We start from the raw sequence: 14,071 nt of genomic DNA, 5'->3' as shown, positions 1-14,071 counted from the left end.
GGTTGAGGTTTAAAACTGCTCGTCGGGACGCAGGTAGCGCCACTGGCCGACCGGCAGGTCGCCCAGCTTGACCTTGCCGATTCTAACGCGTTTCAGGCCAACGACTTTCAGGCCCACCATATCGCACATGCGGCGGATCTGGCGTTTCCTGCCTTGCTTGAGCGTGAAGCTGAGCTGGTCGTCGTTCTGCCAGCGCACTTTGGCCGGCAGCAGCGGTTTGCCATCCATCCAGAGGCCAAAACACAGCTTTTTCAGTTCCGACTCGGGCAGTTTGCCTTCCTTGGTATACTCCACGCGCACCAGGTATTCTTTTTCAATCGAGGTCTCTTCACCGATCAGCGTCTTGGCCACGCGCCCGTCCTGCGTGAGGATCAGCAAACCCACCGAATCGATGTCGAGCCGGCCGGCCGGCACCAGGCTGCGCAGCTGGGTGGGGTGAAACTGCTCGGGCGACGGATCTTCGGCCCAGCGGTTTTCCGGTTTGATCAGAGCGACTGCCGGCGTGTAGCCGTCTTCGGCCTGGCCGCTGACGAAACCCATCGGCTTGTTGATCATGACGGTCACGCGCTTGGATTGTTCGGCGGCGGCCTGGCGTTCGACCGTGATTTTCTGATGCGGCAGCACTTTGCTGCCCAGTTCGGAAATGATCTGGCCATCGACCCGCACCCAGCCGCGCGCGATCCATTCGTCCGCTTCGCGGCGCGAAGACAGGCCAAGCTCGGACATGCGCTTGGACAGGCGTACTAATTCAGTCATATTTGTTTCTTCTAAAAATTGCGTCTTCTAAAATTGCGTCTGCTGAATCAACTGCCAAAAACGCCGCCAACCATCAGACTTTGAGCGCTTCGAGCAAATCGGTTTCAAACTGGATCTGGTTGCGCGCATTATTGAGCACCGCGCCGTCCACCAGGAACACGTCTTCGACCCGCTCGCCGAGCGTCATGATCTTGGCCGTGTGCAGATTGATGCGGTAGCGCGTGAGGACGCTGGCGATCGCATACAGTAAACCCGTGCGGTCGTTGGCGGCGATCGAGAGCAGGTAGTACTGGCCGCGCTCATCGGGCCGCAGGTCCACCGTGGGCGTGATCGGAAAGGTGCGCGACAGGCGCGACAAGCGCCCGCGCGTGGGCGCCGGCAAAGGCGCCTGCGATGTGAGCAGCTGGCAGATTTCGTGTTCGATCAGGCTGATGATATCGCGGTAGCTCTTGGCAAAATTTTGCTCGGTCACCAAAAAAGTATCGAGCGCGTAACCGTGTTTGGTGGTGTGGATTTTCGCGTCCAGGATGCTGAAATTCTTGCGGTCGAAATAGCTGCAGATGCGCGCAAACAAATCGGGCTGGTCGCGCGTGTAGACGGCCACCTGCAAGCCTTCGCCAATCGGCGCCAGGCGGCATTTGACGACCGGGCGCTCGCCGTCCAAGCGGTCCCACAGCGAACGCGTTTGCCAGGCGATGTCGGAAGCGTCGTGGCGCAGGAAGTAAGCCATGTCGAGCTGGCTCCACAGCGCCTTGTGGGCGTCGGCCGGCAGTCCGTACAGGCGCAGCGTGGCCATCGCTTCTTGCTGCCGGTTTTTCAGTTCGCGGTCGGTCGAATGGGGTTCGCCGCCCAACACCCGCAAGGTGATGCGGTACAGGTCTTCGAGCAGCTTGGCTTTCCACGCATTCCACACTTTGGGGCTGGTGCCGCGGATGTCGGCCACTGTCAGCAGGTACAGCGCCGTCAGGTGGCGTTCATCCTTGACCACCTTGGCGAACGCCTCGATTACGTCCGGGTCCGACAGGTCGGTCTTTTGCGCCACGTGCGACATGGTCAGGTGGTTCTCGACCAGGAACACCACCAGCTCGGTGTCTTCGGAGCCGATCGCATGGTCTTCGCAAAACTGCGCGGCATCCACCGTGCCAAGCTTGGAATGGTCGCCGCCGCGGCCCTTGGCGATGTCGTGGAACAGCGCGCCCACGTACAGCAGCCAGGACTTGCGGAAGTTAGCGATCAGCTGGCTGCAAAACGGGTACTCGTGCGCGTGCTCGCTCATGGTAAAACGGCGCATGTTACGCACCACCATCATGATGTGCTGGTCGACGGTGTACACGTGGAACAGGTCGTGCTGCATCATGCCCACGATGCGCCGAAAGTTCGGCAGGTAGCGCCCCAGCACGCTGGTGTCGTTCATGCGGCGCAGCGCGTGCACCAGGCCCACGGGCGCCTGCAGGATGCGCAAAAAGAGGGCGCGGTTGACCGGGTCTTCGCGGAACTTGGCATCGATCTCGAAGCGCGCGTGCCACAGCGCGCGGATGGTGCGCGCTGTCATGCCCTTGATATGCGCGCGCTCGGTCATCAGCAAAAACACTTCGAGCACCGACGACGGCCGCGTGATGAACGTGTCGTCGCTGGCGATGTCGATAAAGCCGTTGACGTCATTGAAACGCTCGTTGATCGGCTCGGCCTCGTCGGACTGCGGGAACAGCTGCGCCTCGATATTTTGCAGCATGATGGTATTGAGCTGGGTGACCGTCTTGGCGGCCCAGTAGTAGCGCTGCATCAGGTACTCGCTGGCGCGGCGCATGTTGATGCCTTCGCCGGTCGCCTTCAGGCCGAACGTTTCGGCGATCGGGGTCTGGACGTCGAACACCAGGCGGTCTTCGCGCCGGTTGGCGTGCAGGTGCAGGCGGATGCGGATGTCCTTGAAGGCGCGCTCCTTTTCCATCAGCTGGCGCGCTTCGGTCTGGGTGATCAGGCCGCGCGTGGCCAGCTGGCTCCACGAGCTGGCCAGGCCGGCCGCCTTGGCCACCCACAGGATCACCTGCAAGTCGCGCAGCCCGCCCGGGCTTTCCTTGACGTTTGGTTCGAGCGAGAAGGCCGTGTCTTCATACTTGGCGTGGCGCAGGCGCATTTCGGCCGCCTTGGCGTGAAAAAACGCCTGCGGGTCGAGCGCGCGGTCGTAGCGGTCTTGCAGATTGGCGAACAGGGTAGCGTCGCCGATGACCAGGCGCGCTTCGAGCAGGCAGGTCTGGACCGTGATGTCGGTCTGCGATTCGCTCATGCATTCGTCGATGGTGCGGATGCTGTGGCCAATTTCCAGGCCCAGGTCCCACAGCATCTGGACCAGGTCTTCCAGCCTGGCCCGGGTCACGCTGTCGGCCGGTTGGCCGAGCAGGATCAGGAGGTCGACGTCAGAATACGGAAACAGTTCGCCGCGCCCGTAGCCGCCCACGCCCACCAGCGCCGTGTTGGCCGGCAGGCCGGCCAACTCCCAGGCCTCGGTCAGCACCGCGTCCACGCTCTGGCGCAGGCTGCGCAGCAGCTTTTCGGGCTTGCCTTCTTCCTTGAAGGCGGCAATCAGCGCCGCGCGCTCGGCCTTGAGGCGCTGCTTGAGCAGGTCGCGCGTTTCCTTCTTGAGCGCAGGGTCGGGCATCACGGCGGGCATCGCGGCGGGCATGAGCGTGGACATGCGTCAGGCGGCAACTGCGGCAGCTTCCTTGATAAAGGCGGGCGGCGGCGGCGAGCCGGCCGACAGCGTGAGCACTTCGTAGCCGGTTTCGGTGACGAGGATGGTGTGCTCCCACTGGGCCGAGATGCTGCGGTCCTTGGTTTTCACGGTCCAGCCGTCGTTCATCATTTTAATGTCGCGCCGGCCGGCGTTGATCATCGGTTCGATGGTGAAGATCATGCCCGCTTCCAGGCGCTCGAGCGTGCCGGGGCGGCCGTAGTGCAGCACCTGCGGCTCTTCGTGAAAGACCTTGCCGATGCCATGGCCGCAAAATTCGCGCACCACGCTGTAGCCGTTCTTTTCGGCATGCTGCTGGATCACGTGGCCGATGTCGCCCAGGTGCGCGCCCGGCTTGACCTTGGAAATGCCCAGCCACATGCACTCATAGGTGACCTCGGACAGGCGCTTGATGAACGGTTTGGGCTCGCCAACCAGGAACATGCGGCTATTGTCGCCGTGGTAGCCGTTCTTGATGACGGTGATGTCCAGGTTGACCGAATCGCCATCCTTGAGCACCTTGTCGCCGGGAATGCCGTGGCAGATGACGTCGTTGACGGAGGTACAGATGGCCTTGGGGTAGGGCGTGTAGCCCTGCGGGCAATAGTTGAGCGGCGCGGGGATCGATCCTTGCACGTTGACCATGTATTCATGGCACAAGCGGTCCAGTTCGCCAGTGGTAACGCCCACTTTGACGAACGGGGTGATGTAGTCGAGCACTTCGGAACCAAGCCGGCCGGCAACGCGCATGCCTTGGATGTCGGCGGGGGTTTTGATCGAGATGGTGTCTGGCATAGTGAGCAATCGGCAGGAAAACGGTAGCGGTGAGCGGTAGGGGTGAGCGCGGACGGGTCGGGCACGACCTGGCGTGTCACGGTATGCTGCCATTATAAGGGAAGTGGAAATCGGGCGCGTGATCGTCGCTTCCGCCGCATCGTTTTAGCGACCTTGTGACTGCGCAGTTATCGCGGGTCGGCAACTGGAAAATCCTCACCACATCGTCCACGCGCACGCTAGGGCGGCTGGCCGCTTAGGCGCGGCGGCGGGACGCGGGCGGCGCCAGCGACAGCCGCGGCGAGCGCGACGGACTCGCAAAGGCCGACGCCCCATGCGACGAGATTGTAAACACCGACACCAGCTCGGTCAGGCTCTGCGCCTGTTCCTGCAGCGCGCCGGCCGCCGCTGCCGCCTCTTCGACCAGCGCCGCGTTCTGCTGGGTGACCTGGTCCATCTGCGCCACCGCTTCGTTGATCTGGTCGATCCCCTGGCTCTGCTCCTGGCTGGCCGCAACGATTTCGGTCATGACGTCCGTCACCCGCGCCACGCTGTCGACAACATCGCTCATGGTGGTGCCGGCCTGGGTGACCAGCCGGCTGCCGGTGGCCACGTGCCCGACCGAGTCGACGATCAAGACCTTGATTTCCTTGGCCGCCGCAGCCGAGCGCTGGGCCAGGTTGCGCACCTCGGCGGCAACGACGGCAAAGCCGCGCCCCTGTTCGCCAGCGCGCGCCGCTTCCACGGCCGCATTCAAGGCCAGGATGTTGGTCTGGAACGCGATGCTGTCGATCACGCCGATAATGTCCGATATCTTCCTTGACGACGCGTCAATCGCGCTCATGGTCGCGATCACTTGCGAGACCACGGCGCCGCCGCGGCCGGCCGTTTCCGACGCCGCCAGTGCCAGCGCATTGGCTTGACGCGCGTTGTCGGCATTTTGCTTGACGGTCGAGGCGAGCTCCTCCATCGAAGCGGCCGTTTCCTCAAGCGAGCTGGCTTGTTCTTCGGTGCGGGCCGACAAGTCCAGGTTGCCGGCGGCAATTTGCGCGGAGGCGGTGGCAATCATGTCGGTTCCCTCGCGTACTTTGCCGACGATCTTGGTCAGGCTCGCATTCATGGTGCCCAGCGCGTTGAGCAGCTTGCCCGTTTCCTCGCGCGTGTGCACCTCGACACTGCCGGTCAGGTCGCCGGCGGCTACGGTTTCGGCCAGCGCCACTGCCTGGTTGATCGGGCGCGTGATGCTGCCGTTGACATACAGGGCAACGCCGAGCGCGGCCAGTGCGGCGAGCGTGGCGACCCAGAACATGCGCTGGCGAGCGAGGGTGGTGGCGCTGCGGCCATCCTTGACACTCTGGGCGGCGATTTGCTGGTTGAGCGCGACGATCCGGTTCAGCGTAGCCTCCGCCTTGCTGAACAAGGGCGTGCTGGCGTGATATTGCGACAGGAAATCGGCAAACAGCGTCCCCTGCTGCTCGGCTGTCGTGGCAGCGCCAAGGGCGCCGATTGCCGCGCCCAGCCGGGCGTCGGCGCTTTTCCAGCTGTTCCATTCAGCGACGAACTGCTTCCACAAGATGGCCTCCTCGGCCGTTTGCGGCAGCGGCTCGTAGGTGCTCCATCCTTCTGCAGCATTGGTCCAGGCCGCTTTGCGCTGCTCGGCCACCGCGCCAAATTCCTTGGCCGCATCAAGTTGGCCTTGCAGGGCCAGCGTGGCCAGCGTGGCCGCCTTGACCGCGGTCTGCGCTTCGCTCAGCGTCAACAGGCCGTCAATCGATGGCAGGCGAACCGTGCCCACTTTCTCCAGCGCGTCGCTCACTTTGCCGATGCCCGCGTTGCCCATCAAGCCTACGATGGTCATGGCGAGCAGCATAATGCCGAAAAGGGTCAGCAGCTTGAATTTGATGGGGAGATTGTTGAACATCGGCGCACTTTCACGGTAAATACCAGGATCAGTCAATCATGTTAGCCGACCTCCATGTTGAATAATCCTTGTCACGCGGAAAATTGCGCAGATTGTTGGAATACGAGAACAAACTTGCTGAGCGGGTATGCCCGGCTGGCGTGGTGGCCGTGCGAGGCGTGCTCAACTAATGCACCAAAGGCAATATTCTGTCAGGCGCGTCGGCAGGCACCGCTTGAAACTTTCTCTGATTACGGTTAGAATATTGGGTTGCTTGAATTCGCTTTCGAGCAATGAAGCAACGTCGTTTCACTATTTTTGTCAAATCGCGAGTCCGGTCGCAAAGGGTGCCCTAGAGGTGACTGACCGGATTCCAGACCCAACCCTGGAGAAATACATGTCCGTAACAATGCGTGAAATGCTGGAAGCCGGTGTCCACTTCGGTCACCAAACCCGTTTTTGGAATCCAAAAATGGCCCCGTTCATCTTCGGTCACCGCAACAAGATCCACATCATCAACTTGGAAAAGACGATGGGTATGTATCAAGAAGCGATGAAGACGATCAAGCAGGTCGCAGCGAGCCGCGGCACCATCCTGATGGTCGGCACCAAGCGCCAGGCGCGCGAGATCATCGCTGCTGAAGCGGCCCGCGCCGGCGTGCCTTTCGTCGACCAGCGCTGGTTGGGCGGCATGCTGACCAACTTCAAGACCATCAAGACCTCGATCAAGCGCCTGAAGGACATGGAAGCCCAGATCGAAGACGGTTCGGTCGAGAAGCTGTCGAAAAAAGAAGGCCTGATGTTCGAACGCGAAATGATCAAGCTGCAAAAAGCCATCGGCGGCATCAAGGACATGGGCGGCGTTCCTGACGCAATCTTCGTCGTTGACGTCGGCTACCACAAAGGTGCGATCACCGAAGCTGGCAAGCTGGGCATTCCGGTCATCGGCATCGTCGACACCAACCACTCGCCAGAAGGGGTGACCCACGTCATTCCAGGCAACGATGACTCGTCGAAAGCCATCATGCTGTACGCCCGCGGCGTCGCGGATGCGATCCTGGAAGGCCGCGCCAGCGCCTCCAACGAAGTAGCCGACATGGTCAAGTCGTCGGATGAGTTCGTCGAAGTTTCCGAGCAAGCTTAAATTCTCCGGCAGCCTCGCAGCTGCCGCGGCAATCAAAAGGGGTAGCGTCTGCTCCCCTTTTTTTTAAACAGAATACGTACTAATTTAGGAGAAACACATGGCAGCGATTACAGCAGCGATGGTAGGCGAACTGCGTGCAAAGACCGACGCACCGATGATGCAGTGCAAAAAAGCGCTGACCGAAGCAGAAGGCAACATGGAGCGCGCCGAAGAAATCCTGCGCGTGAAACTGGGCACCAAGGCTGGCTCGGCCGCCACCCGCATCACCGCCGAAGGCGTGGTCGCGATCTACCTGAAAGACGGTGTTGGCGCGTTGGTGGAAATCAACAGCGAAACCGACTTCGTTGCCAAGAACGATGACTTCCTAGCGCTGGGCAACAATGCCGCCCGCCTGGTTGCGGAGAATAACCCGGCCGACGTTGCCGCCCTGATGGCTTTGCCACTCGACGGCAAGACGCTGGAAGAGGTGCGTACTGCCTTGATCGGCAAAATCGGCGAGAATATGACAATCCGTCGTTTCAAGCGCTTTGAAACCACCGCCAAGCTCGCGTCCTACATGCACAATGCCCGTATCGGCGTGCTGGTCGAATTCGACGGTGCTGACGAGCAAGTCGGCAAGGACCTGGCCATGCACATCGCTGCCATGAAGCCGGTGTCGCTGTCGTCGGACCAGGTGCCTGCCGAGCTGATCGAAAAAGAGCGCTCGGTCGCCTCCCTCAAGGCACAAGAAGATGCAGACAAAGCCATTGCTGAAGGCAAGCCGGTGCAGTCCGCTGAAATCCTGGCCAAGCGCCTGGAAGGCTCGATCCAGAAGTACCTGAAAGAAGTGTCGCTGCTGAATCAGATGTTCGTCAAGAACGACAAGCAGTCGATCGAGCAGATGCTCAAAGCAAACAACACCACCGTGAAAGCATTCACGATGTATGTGGTTGGCGAAGGCATCGAGAAGAAGCAAGATAACTTTGCAGCAGAAGTTGCAGAGCAAATTGCTGCTTCCAAGCAGTAAGCAAGCGGTAAGAAGCAAAGCGGGCCGGAAGGCCCGTTTTTTTAATGCAGGCAAGATGCATGCAAGATGCGCGCGTTATGCACGCTTAATGCACGCTTAATCCTGACCCTGCAGAATCACCCGAATACACACTGTCATTTATTGGAGCCCTGCACATGTCGAAACCAGCCTACAAACGCGTACTTCTGAAACTGTCCGGCGAAGCGCTGATGGGCGACGATGCGTACGGCATCAACCGCGCCACCATCGAGCGCATGGTCGCCGATGTCGCGGAAGTGGCCAAGGCGGGCGTCGAAATCGCAGTCGTCATTGGCGGTGGCAACATCTTCCGCGGCGTGGCGCCGGGCGCCCAGGGCATGGACCGCGCCACCGCCGACTACATGGGCATGCTGGCCACCGTCATGAACGCGCTGGCACTGGCCGACGCCATGCGCCACGTGGGCATTACCGCGCGCGTGATGTCCGCCATTGCCATCGAGCAGGTGGTCGAGCCCTACGTGCGTCCCAAGGCGCTGCAGTACCTGGAAGAGGGCAAGGTCGTCGTGTTTGCCGCCGGCACCGGCAACCCGTTCTTCACCACCGATACGGCCGCCGCCTTGCGCGGCGCCGAGATCAGCGCCGAGATCGTGTTAAAGGCAACCAAGGTTGATGGCGTCTACACCGCCGATCCTAAAAAAGATCCGAACGCGACCCGCTACGAGACCATCACGTTCGACGAAGCCATTTCCAAGCACCTGCAGGTGATGGACGCGACCGCGTTTGCCCTGTGCCGCGACCAGAAGCTGCCGATCAAGGTGTTTTCCATCGTCAAGCCGGGCGCGCTGATGCGGGTCGTCATGGGCGAAGACGAAGGCACGCTGGTTCACGTTTAATCATTTCACGCTGCATTTCAGTTTTATTATTTCAGCATCATTTCAAAGCACGAGCTAGAGGAGAGCAGCATGACTATCGCTGACGTCAAGAAGAACACGCAAGAACGCATGACCAAGTCGATCGAGACCCTCAGGGCCGACCTGGCCAAGGTCCGCACGGGCCGCGCCCACCCCGGCATCCTGGACCACATCATGGTCGAGTACTACGGTTCGCCGACGGCGCTGTCGCAAGTGGCCAACGTCACGCTGATCGATGCGCGCACCATCGGCGTGCAACCGTTTGAAAAGAAGATGGCCGCCGTCATCGAACGCACCATCCGCGACTCCGACCTGGGCTTGAATCCGTCGTCGCAAGGCGACATGATCCGCGTGCCGACCCCGGCCCTGACCGAAGAGCGCCGCAAGGAAATGGTCAAGCTGGTCAAGAGTGAAGCGGAAGACGCTAAAATTGCCATTCGCAATATCCGGCGCGATGCCAACGAATCGTTCAAAAAGCTGGCCAAGGACAAGGCGTGCTCCGAGGACGACGAGCGGCGCGCGGTCGACGACATCCAGAAGTTGACGGACAAGTTCATTATCGATGTCGACAAGATGGTGGCAGAAAAAGAAAAAGAAGTATTGACCGTGTAGCGCGGCAAGGCATGCGTCCCCGTGGCGCATGCCGGGTGTGCACTGGGTAAGTTGTAACAATTCACACAAAACGCATACCCAGCGCATACGTTTTTTTTAAACTGGCGGTTTCATCCCTGGTTTATCGAGTCTGGATTTATGATATTTAAAAGTTCGACCAAAGCAGTACCGGAAGTGGGCGCCGTTCCGCGCCACGTTGCCATCGTCATGGATGGGAACGGCCGCTGGGCGACCAAGCGCTTCCTGCCGCGCGTGGCCGGCCACGTCAAGGGTGTCGACACGGTGCGCGACATGGTTGAAGCGTGCGCGCTGCGCGGCGTCGAATACCTGACCCTGTTCGCTTTTTCGTCCGAAAACTGGCGCCGCCCCGAAGAAGAAGTCTCGCTGCTGATGCGCCTGTTCGTGACGGCGCTGGAGCGCGAAGTGTCCAAGATGCACGCCAATAACATCCGCCTGAAGGTCGTTGGCGATTTGTCGCGCTTTGACGCCAAGCTGCAGGAAATGATCGCCAATGCCGAGCGCCGCACCGCCAACAACACGGCGCTGGTGCTGACGGTGTGCGCCAACTATGGCGGGCGCTGGGACATCATGCAGGCCACCAGCAAGATGATCGCGGCCAACCCGGGCGTGACGCAATTTACCGAAGACCAGCTGGCCGAACACCTGGCCATGGCGTACGCGCCCGAGCCGGACCTGTTCATCCGCACCGGTGGGGAAGAGCGCATCTCCAACTTCCTGCTGTGGCAATTGGCCTATTCCGAGTTTTACTTCACCGATACCTACTGGCCCGATTTTTCCCCGGCCGCGCTCGATGAAGCCATCGCGTCGTACCGCAGCCGCGAGCGCCGCTTCGGCCGCACGGGCGACCAACTAGCCGAAAAGAAGACCTGATGCTCATCACCCGGATTATCACCGCTGTCGTTTTGCTCGTCATCCTGCTGGCGGTACTGTTCGGGGGCTATTATCCGGCGTTCGTGGTCGTCATCCTCGCTTTCCTGATAACCGCCGTGACCGAGGCGTTCCAGCTGTTCGGGCGGCCCCGCAAGCAGGCCGCCCTGGTGGCCGTATTCTGGGTCGCAGCCTTTGCGTTTGCCTTCCTGTACAAGGACAACGCGCCGCTCAAGTTCTGGTTCGCGCTCTGTTCGGCCATCTGGCTGCTGCGCTTCGTCCCCGGTTTGGCGACCGGCTTGCCGCCGCTTGAAGGCGGGCGCAATACCATGCTTGGCCTGCTTTACGCGATCACCATCCTGGCCAGTTTCGCCGCCATCGTCATGTTCTTCAAGGTCTCGGCCGTGTACCTGCTGTCGGTCCTGGCGCTGGTCTGGATCGCCGACATCTTTGCCTACTTTTCCGGCAAAGCCTTCGGCAAGCGCAAGCTGGCGCCGTCCATTTCCCCCGGCAAGTCGTGGGAAGGCGCGATCGGCGGCGGCATTGCGGTGCTGCTGATCTCGACCCTGGTGATCCTGTTCGGCGGCCCGTACCTGGCCGACACCTTCGTCGTCAAGCTGCACGCGTCGATGGGCTGGCTGGCCACGCTCGCGATCCTGACCGTGATCACCGCGGCCAGCATTGTCGGCGACCTGGTCGAGTCCCAGCTCAAGCGCCGCGCCGGCGTCAAGGACAGCAGCAAGCTGCTGCCGGGCCATGGCGGCGTGCTTGACCGGATCGACGCCCTGATTCCCGTCCTGCCGCTGGCCGCACTGATTCACACGGTGCTGTAAGGAGCGATATGCAACGCATTACGATACTTGGCGCGACCGGCTCGATCGGCGTGTCCACGCTGGACGTGCTGGCGCGCCATCCCGATAAATACCAGGTGTATGCGCTCTCGGCCCATAGCCGGGTCGAGCAACTGGCCGCCCAGTGCGTGCAGTTTCGTCCCGCGCGCGCGGTCGTTGGCAGCGCCCAAGCGGCGCAGCGCCTCACGCAGTTGCTGGCCGCTGCCGGCGTGCGCACGGAAGTGGACTATGGCGAACGAGCGCTGTGCGCGATTGCGTCCAGCACCCAGGTTGACACCGTGATGGCCGCCATCGTTGGCGCCGCAGGTCTTGCGCCCGCGCTGGCCGCCGCGCTGGCCGGCAAAAAAATTCTGCTGGCGAACAAGGAAGCGCTGGTCATGTCCGGCCAGCTGTTCATGGACGCGGTGCACGACAACGGCGCCACGCTGCTGCCGATCGACAGCGAGCACAATGCGATTTTTCAGTCGCTGCCCCAGTCCTACCAGCGCTCGCCGGCGGCGGCCGGCGTTGCCAAAATCGTGCTGACCGCTTCCGGCGGCCCGTTCCTCAAGCGCGCCGTGGAAACGCTGGAACACGTCACGCCCGACGAAGCCTGCAAACACCCGAACTGGGAAATGGGCCGCAAGATCTCGGTCGACTCGGCTACGATGATGAACAAGGGCCTGGAAGTGATCGAGGCGCATTGGCTGTTCGGCGCGCCCGCCGCGCTGATCGAAGTCGTGATCCATCCGCAAAGCGTGATCCATTCGATGGTGTCGTATGTCGACGGCTCCGTGATTGCCGAACTGGGCAACCCGGACATGCGCACCCCGATCGCCCACGCGCTCGCGTTCCCGGACCGGATTGCATCGGGAGTGGCGCAGCTCGACCTGACCGCAGTTGGCACGCTGCAGTTTGAAAAACCTGATTTTGCCCGCTTTCCCTGCCTGGCGCTCGCCTTCGAGGCTTTGGCCGCCGGCGGCACCGCCCCGGCGCTGCTGAACGCCGCCAACGAGGTGGCGGTGCAAGCCTTCCTGGATACGCGCATCGGTTTTCGCGACATCGACCGGGTGATTGCACGCGTGATGCACGAAAACGACCATGGCCCGGCCGGCAGCATCGATGCCGTCATGGCGCAAGACGCGCGCGCGCGCGCGGCCGCGCATGCCATCGTAAAGGCGATTGCAAGATGACCCAGCTTTTCTACCTGTTCGCGTTTTTGCTCTCCATCGGGCCTTTGATCATTTTCCACGAACTTGGCCACTATCTGGTGGCGCGCCTGTGCGGGGTGAAGGTGCTGCGCTTTTCAGTCGGCATGGGCAAAATCGTCTGGTCGCGCCGTTTTGGCCGCGACGGAACCGAGTGGGCCATTTCCCTCTTGCCCATCGGCGGCTACGTCAAGATGCTCGACAACCGCGACCCGGAAACGGCCGCCAAAACGCCTGAAGACGCGCAGCGCGAATTTACCGGCAAGAGCGTCTGGCGCCGCATCGCCATTGTCGCTGCGGGGCCGGTGTTCAACTTTATTTTGGCCATCGCCATCTTTGCCGGTCTGTTCATGCACGGCATGCCTGACATGTCGACCCGCCTGCGCTTCATGCCCGAAACGGCGGCCGTGTTCCAGGCCGGCGTGCGCGGCGGCGACCAGGTATTGGCGGTCAACGGCGCGCCGGTCGCCGGCTGGACCGATCTGCGCTGGGAAATCATGCGCGTGGTGATGGACAAGAGCGCCTTGCGCCTGGATCTGGCCCAGCCGGGTGGGGCGCGCTACACGGCCAGCGTGCCGGTCGCCACCGTCGCCGGCCTGAATGTGGAAGGCGACTTTTTGGGCGCGCTGGGCCTGGTCCCGCACCACTCGCAAGCGGTGCTGGGCAAGCTGGCCGACGGCCCGGCCAGCAGCGCCGGCCTGCGCGAAGGCGACGTCATCGCCGCCATCGGCGGCAAGAGCGCGCGCGACTCGCAGGACGTGGTCGAGATGGTGCGCGCCTCGCAAGGTGCGCCGATCATCATGGATGTGGTGCGCGGCGGCGCGCCGGTATCGGTCACGGTCACGCCGGTACAAGATCCGGCCAGCAAGCAGTTCCAGATCAAGGCGGCCCTGTCGTCGCAGCCGGAAACGGTGACGGTCGCGGTCGGCCCGATAACAGCCGTTGGCAAGGCTGCGCGCAAGACCTGGGAGACGAGCGCGCTGACGCTCAAAATGCTCGGCAAGATCATCACCGGCAAGGCATCGCTGAAAAATATCACCGGTCCCGTGACGATCGCCGAGTATGCCGGCAAGACGCTGAGCCTCGGACCAATCGAATTTATCGGCTTCATTGCCTTCATCAGCATCAGCCTTGGGGTGATGAATCTGTTACCAATTCCAGTTCTGGATGGTGGCCATTTGCTGTATTATTCGCTGGAAGTTTTGACCGGCCGCCCCTTGCCGGAGCGCTTTATCGATTTTGCGCAGCGTGCGGGCGTGGTCATGCTGGTGATGTTAATGTCGCTGGCCCTCTTCAACGACGCGATGCGGCACCTGTAGCACGCACTTCGCCTCT

12 protein-coding genes are annotated in these 14,071 nt (G+C 61.7%); 8 read left to right on the top strand and 4 right to left on the bottom strand.

The window, feature by feature from the left end; genetic code table 11:
* Positions 1-9: 9 nt before the first annotated feature.
* The 4 genes from ACP7D4_RS03845 to ACP7D4_RS03830 all read right to left on the bottom strand — a co-directional run bounded on the left by ACP7D4_RS03845 (position 10) and on the right by ACP7D4_RS03830 (position 6,179).
* Positions 10-756, bottom strand: a complete 747-nt coding sequence (locus ACP7D4_RS03845) for a pseudouridine synthase (RefSeq protein ID WP_426101050.1) — start codon at positions 754-756, stop codon at positions 10-12.
* 73 nt (positions 757-829) lie between these two features.
* Positions 830-3,412 (bottom strand): [protein-PII] uridylyltransferase, encoded by a 2,583-nt coding sequence (locus tag ACP7D4_RS03840; RefSeq protein ID WP_426101388.1) that lies wholly within the window; start codon positions 3,410-3,412, stop codon positions 830-832.
* Between the two features lie 39 nt (positions 3,413-3,451).
* The gene (gene map / locus ACP7D4_RS03835; RefSeq protein WP_426207832.1) at positions 3,452-4,279 is read right to left on the bottom strand and encodes a type I methionyl aminopeptidase; all 828 of its coding nucleotides are present in this window, start codon (positions 4,277-4,279) and stop codon (positions 3,452-3,454) included.
* Positions 4,280-4,514: 235 nt separating this feature from the next.
* Positions 4,515-6,179: a methyl-accepting chemotaxis protein gene (locus ACP7D4_RS03830; protein WP_426207831.1), complete on the bottom strand. Its 1,665-nt coding sequence runs from the start codon at positions 6,177-6,179 to the stop codon at positions 4,515-4,517.
* Between the two features lie 376 nt (positions 6,180-6,555).
* Between ACP7D4_RS03830 and rpsB the strand changes: the two genes are divergently transcribed.
* The 8 genes from rpsB to rseP all read left to right on the top strand — a co-directional run bounded on the left by rpsB (position 6,556) and on the right by rseP (position 14,055).
* On the top strand, positions 6,556-7,302 hold the full coding sequence (rpsB, locus tag ACP7D4_RS03825; RefSeq protein ID WP_426101044.1) for a 30S ribosomal protein S2: 747 nt from the start codon (positions 6,556-6,558) through the stop codon (positions 7,300-7,302).
* A gap of 97 nt (positions 7,303-7,399) precedes the next feature.
* Positions 7,400-8,308, top strand: coding sequence for a translation elongation factor Ts (gene tsf, locus ACP7D4_RS03820; protein ID WP_426207830.1), 909 nt, complete (start codon positions 7,400-7,402; stop codon positions 8,306-8,308).
* 155 nt (positions 8,309-8,463) lie between these two features.
* A complete protein-coding gene (gene pyrH / locus ACP7D4_RS03815; protein ID WP_426101040.1) occupies positions 8,464-9,180 on the top strand; it encodes a UMP kinase in 717 nt (238 codons plus the stop codon).
* A gap of 69 nt (positions 9,181-9,249) precedes the next feature.
* Entirely contained in the window at positions 9,250-9,810 is a 561-nt protein-coding gene (gene frr / locus ACP7D4_RS03810; RefSeq protein ID WP_426207829.1) for a ribosome recycling factor, read from the top strand.
* Between the two features lie 138 nt (positions 9,811-9,948).
* The gene (gene uppS / locus ACP7D4_RS03805; RefSeq protein ID WP_426101036.1) at positions 9,949-10,701 is read left to right on the top strand and encodes a polyprenyl diphosphate synthase; all 753 of its coding nucleotides are present in this window, start codon (positions 9,949-9,951) and stop codon (positions 10,699-10,701) included.
* Positions 10,701-11,531, top strand: a complete 831-nt coding sequence (locus tag ACP7D4_RS03800) for a phosphatidate cytidylyltransferase (protein ID WP_426207828.1) — start codon at positions 10,701-10,703, stop codon at positions 11,529-11,531. Before uppS ends, ACP7D4_RS03800 begins: the two co-directional genes overlap by 1 nt.
* Positions 11,532-11,539: 8 nt before the next feature.
* Positions 11,540-12,721 (top strand): 1-deoxy-D-xylulose-5-phosphate reductoisomerase, encoded by a 1,182-nt coding sequence (gene ispC, locus ACP7D4_RS03795; protein WP_426207827.1) that lies wholly within the window; start codon positions 11,540-11,542, stop codon positions 12,719-12,721.
* Positions 12,718-14,055: an RIP metalloprotease RseP gene (gene rseP, locus ACP7D4_RS03790; protein ID WP_426207826.1), complete on the top strand. Its 1,338-nt coding sequence runs from the start codon at positions 12,718-12,720 to the stop codon at positions 14,053-14,055. Before ispC ends, rseP begins: the two co-directional genes overlap by 4 nt.
* Positions 14,056-14,071: the final 16 nt, after the last annotated feature.

The organism is Massilia sp. TWP1-3-3 (assembly GCF_049897805.1).
Taxonomy (GTDB): Bacteria; Pseudomonadota; Gammaproteobacteria; order Burkholderiales; family Burkholderiaceae_D; genus Telluria_A.
The sequence above is the reverse complement of the archived record's forward strand: the minus strand, read 5'-3'. Positions and strand labels throughout refer to the sequence as shown.

What these genes read in the sequence shown, in the direction of transcription:
- rseP (WP_426207826.1), top strand. Translation starts at nt 12,718, where the DNA reads ATGACCCAGCTTTTCTACCTGTTCGCGTTTTTGCTCTCCATCGGGCCT.
- ACP7D4_RS03845 (WP_426101050.1), bottom strand. Translation starts at nt 756, where the DNA reads ATGACTGAATTAGTACGCCTGTCCAAGCGCATGTCCGAGCTTGGCCTG.
- map (WP_426207832.1), bottom strand. Translation starts at nt 4,279, where the DNA reads ATGCCAGACACCATCTCGATCAAAACCCCCGCCGACATCCAAGGCATG.
- ACP7D4_RS03840 (WP_426101388.1), bottom strand. Translation starts at nt 3,412, where the DNA reads ATGCCCGACCCTGCGCTCAAGAAGGAAACGCGCGACCTGCTCAAGCAG.
- ACP7D4_RS03830 (WP_426207831.1), bottom strand. Translation starts at nt 6,179, where the DNA reads ATGTTCAACAATCTCCCCATCAAATTCAAGCTGCTGACCCTTTTCGGC.
- pyrH (WP_426101040.1), top strand. Translation starts at nt 8,464, where the DNA reads ATGTCGAAACCAGCCTACAAACGCGTACTTCTGAAACTGTCCGGCGAA.
- ACP7D4_RS03800 (WP_426207828.1), top strand. Translation starts at nt 10,701, where the DNA reads ATGCTCATCACCCGGATTATCACCGCTGTCGTTTTGCTCGTCATCCTG.
- tsf (WP_426207830.1), top strand. Translation starts at nt 7,400, where the DNA reads ATGGCAGCGATTACAGCAGCGATGGTAGGCGAACTGCGTGCAAAGACC.
- uppS (WP_426101036.1), top strand. Translation starts at nt 9,949, where the DNA reads ATGATATTTAAAAGTTCGACCAAAGCAGTACCGGAAGTGGGCGCCGTT.
- ispC (WP_426207827.1), top strand. Translation starts at nt 11,540, where the DNA reads ATGCAACGCATTACGATACTTGGCGCGACCGGCTCGATCGGCGTGTCC.
- rpsB (WP_426101044.1), top strand. Translation starts at nt 6,556, where the DNA reads ATGTCCGTAACAATGCGTGAAATGCTGGAAGCCGGTGTCCACTTCGGT.
- frr (WP_426207829.1), top strand. Translation starts at nt 9,250, where the DNA reads ATGACTATCGCTGACGTCAAGAAGAACACGCAAGAACGCATGACCAAG.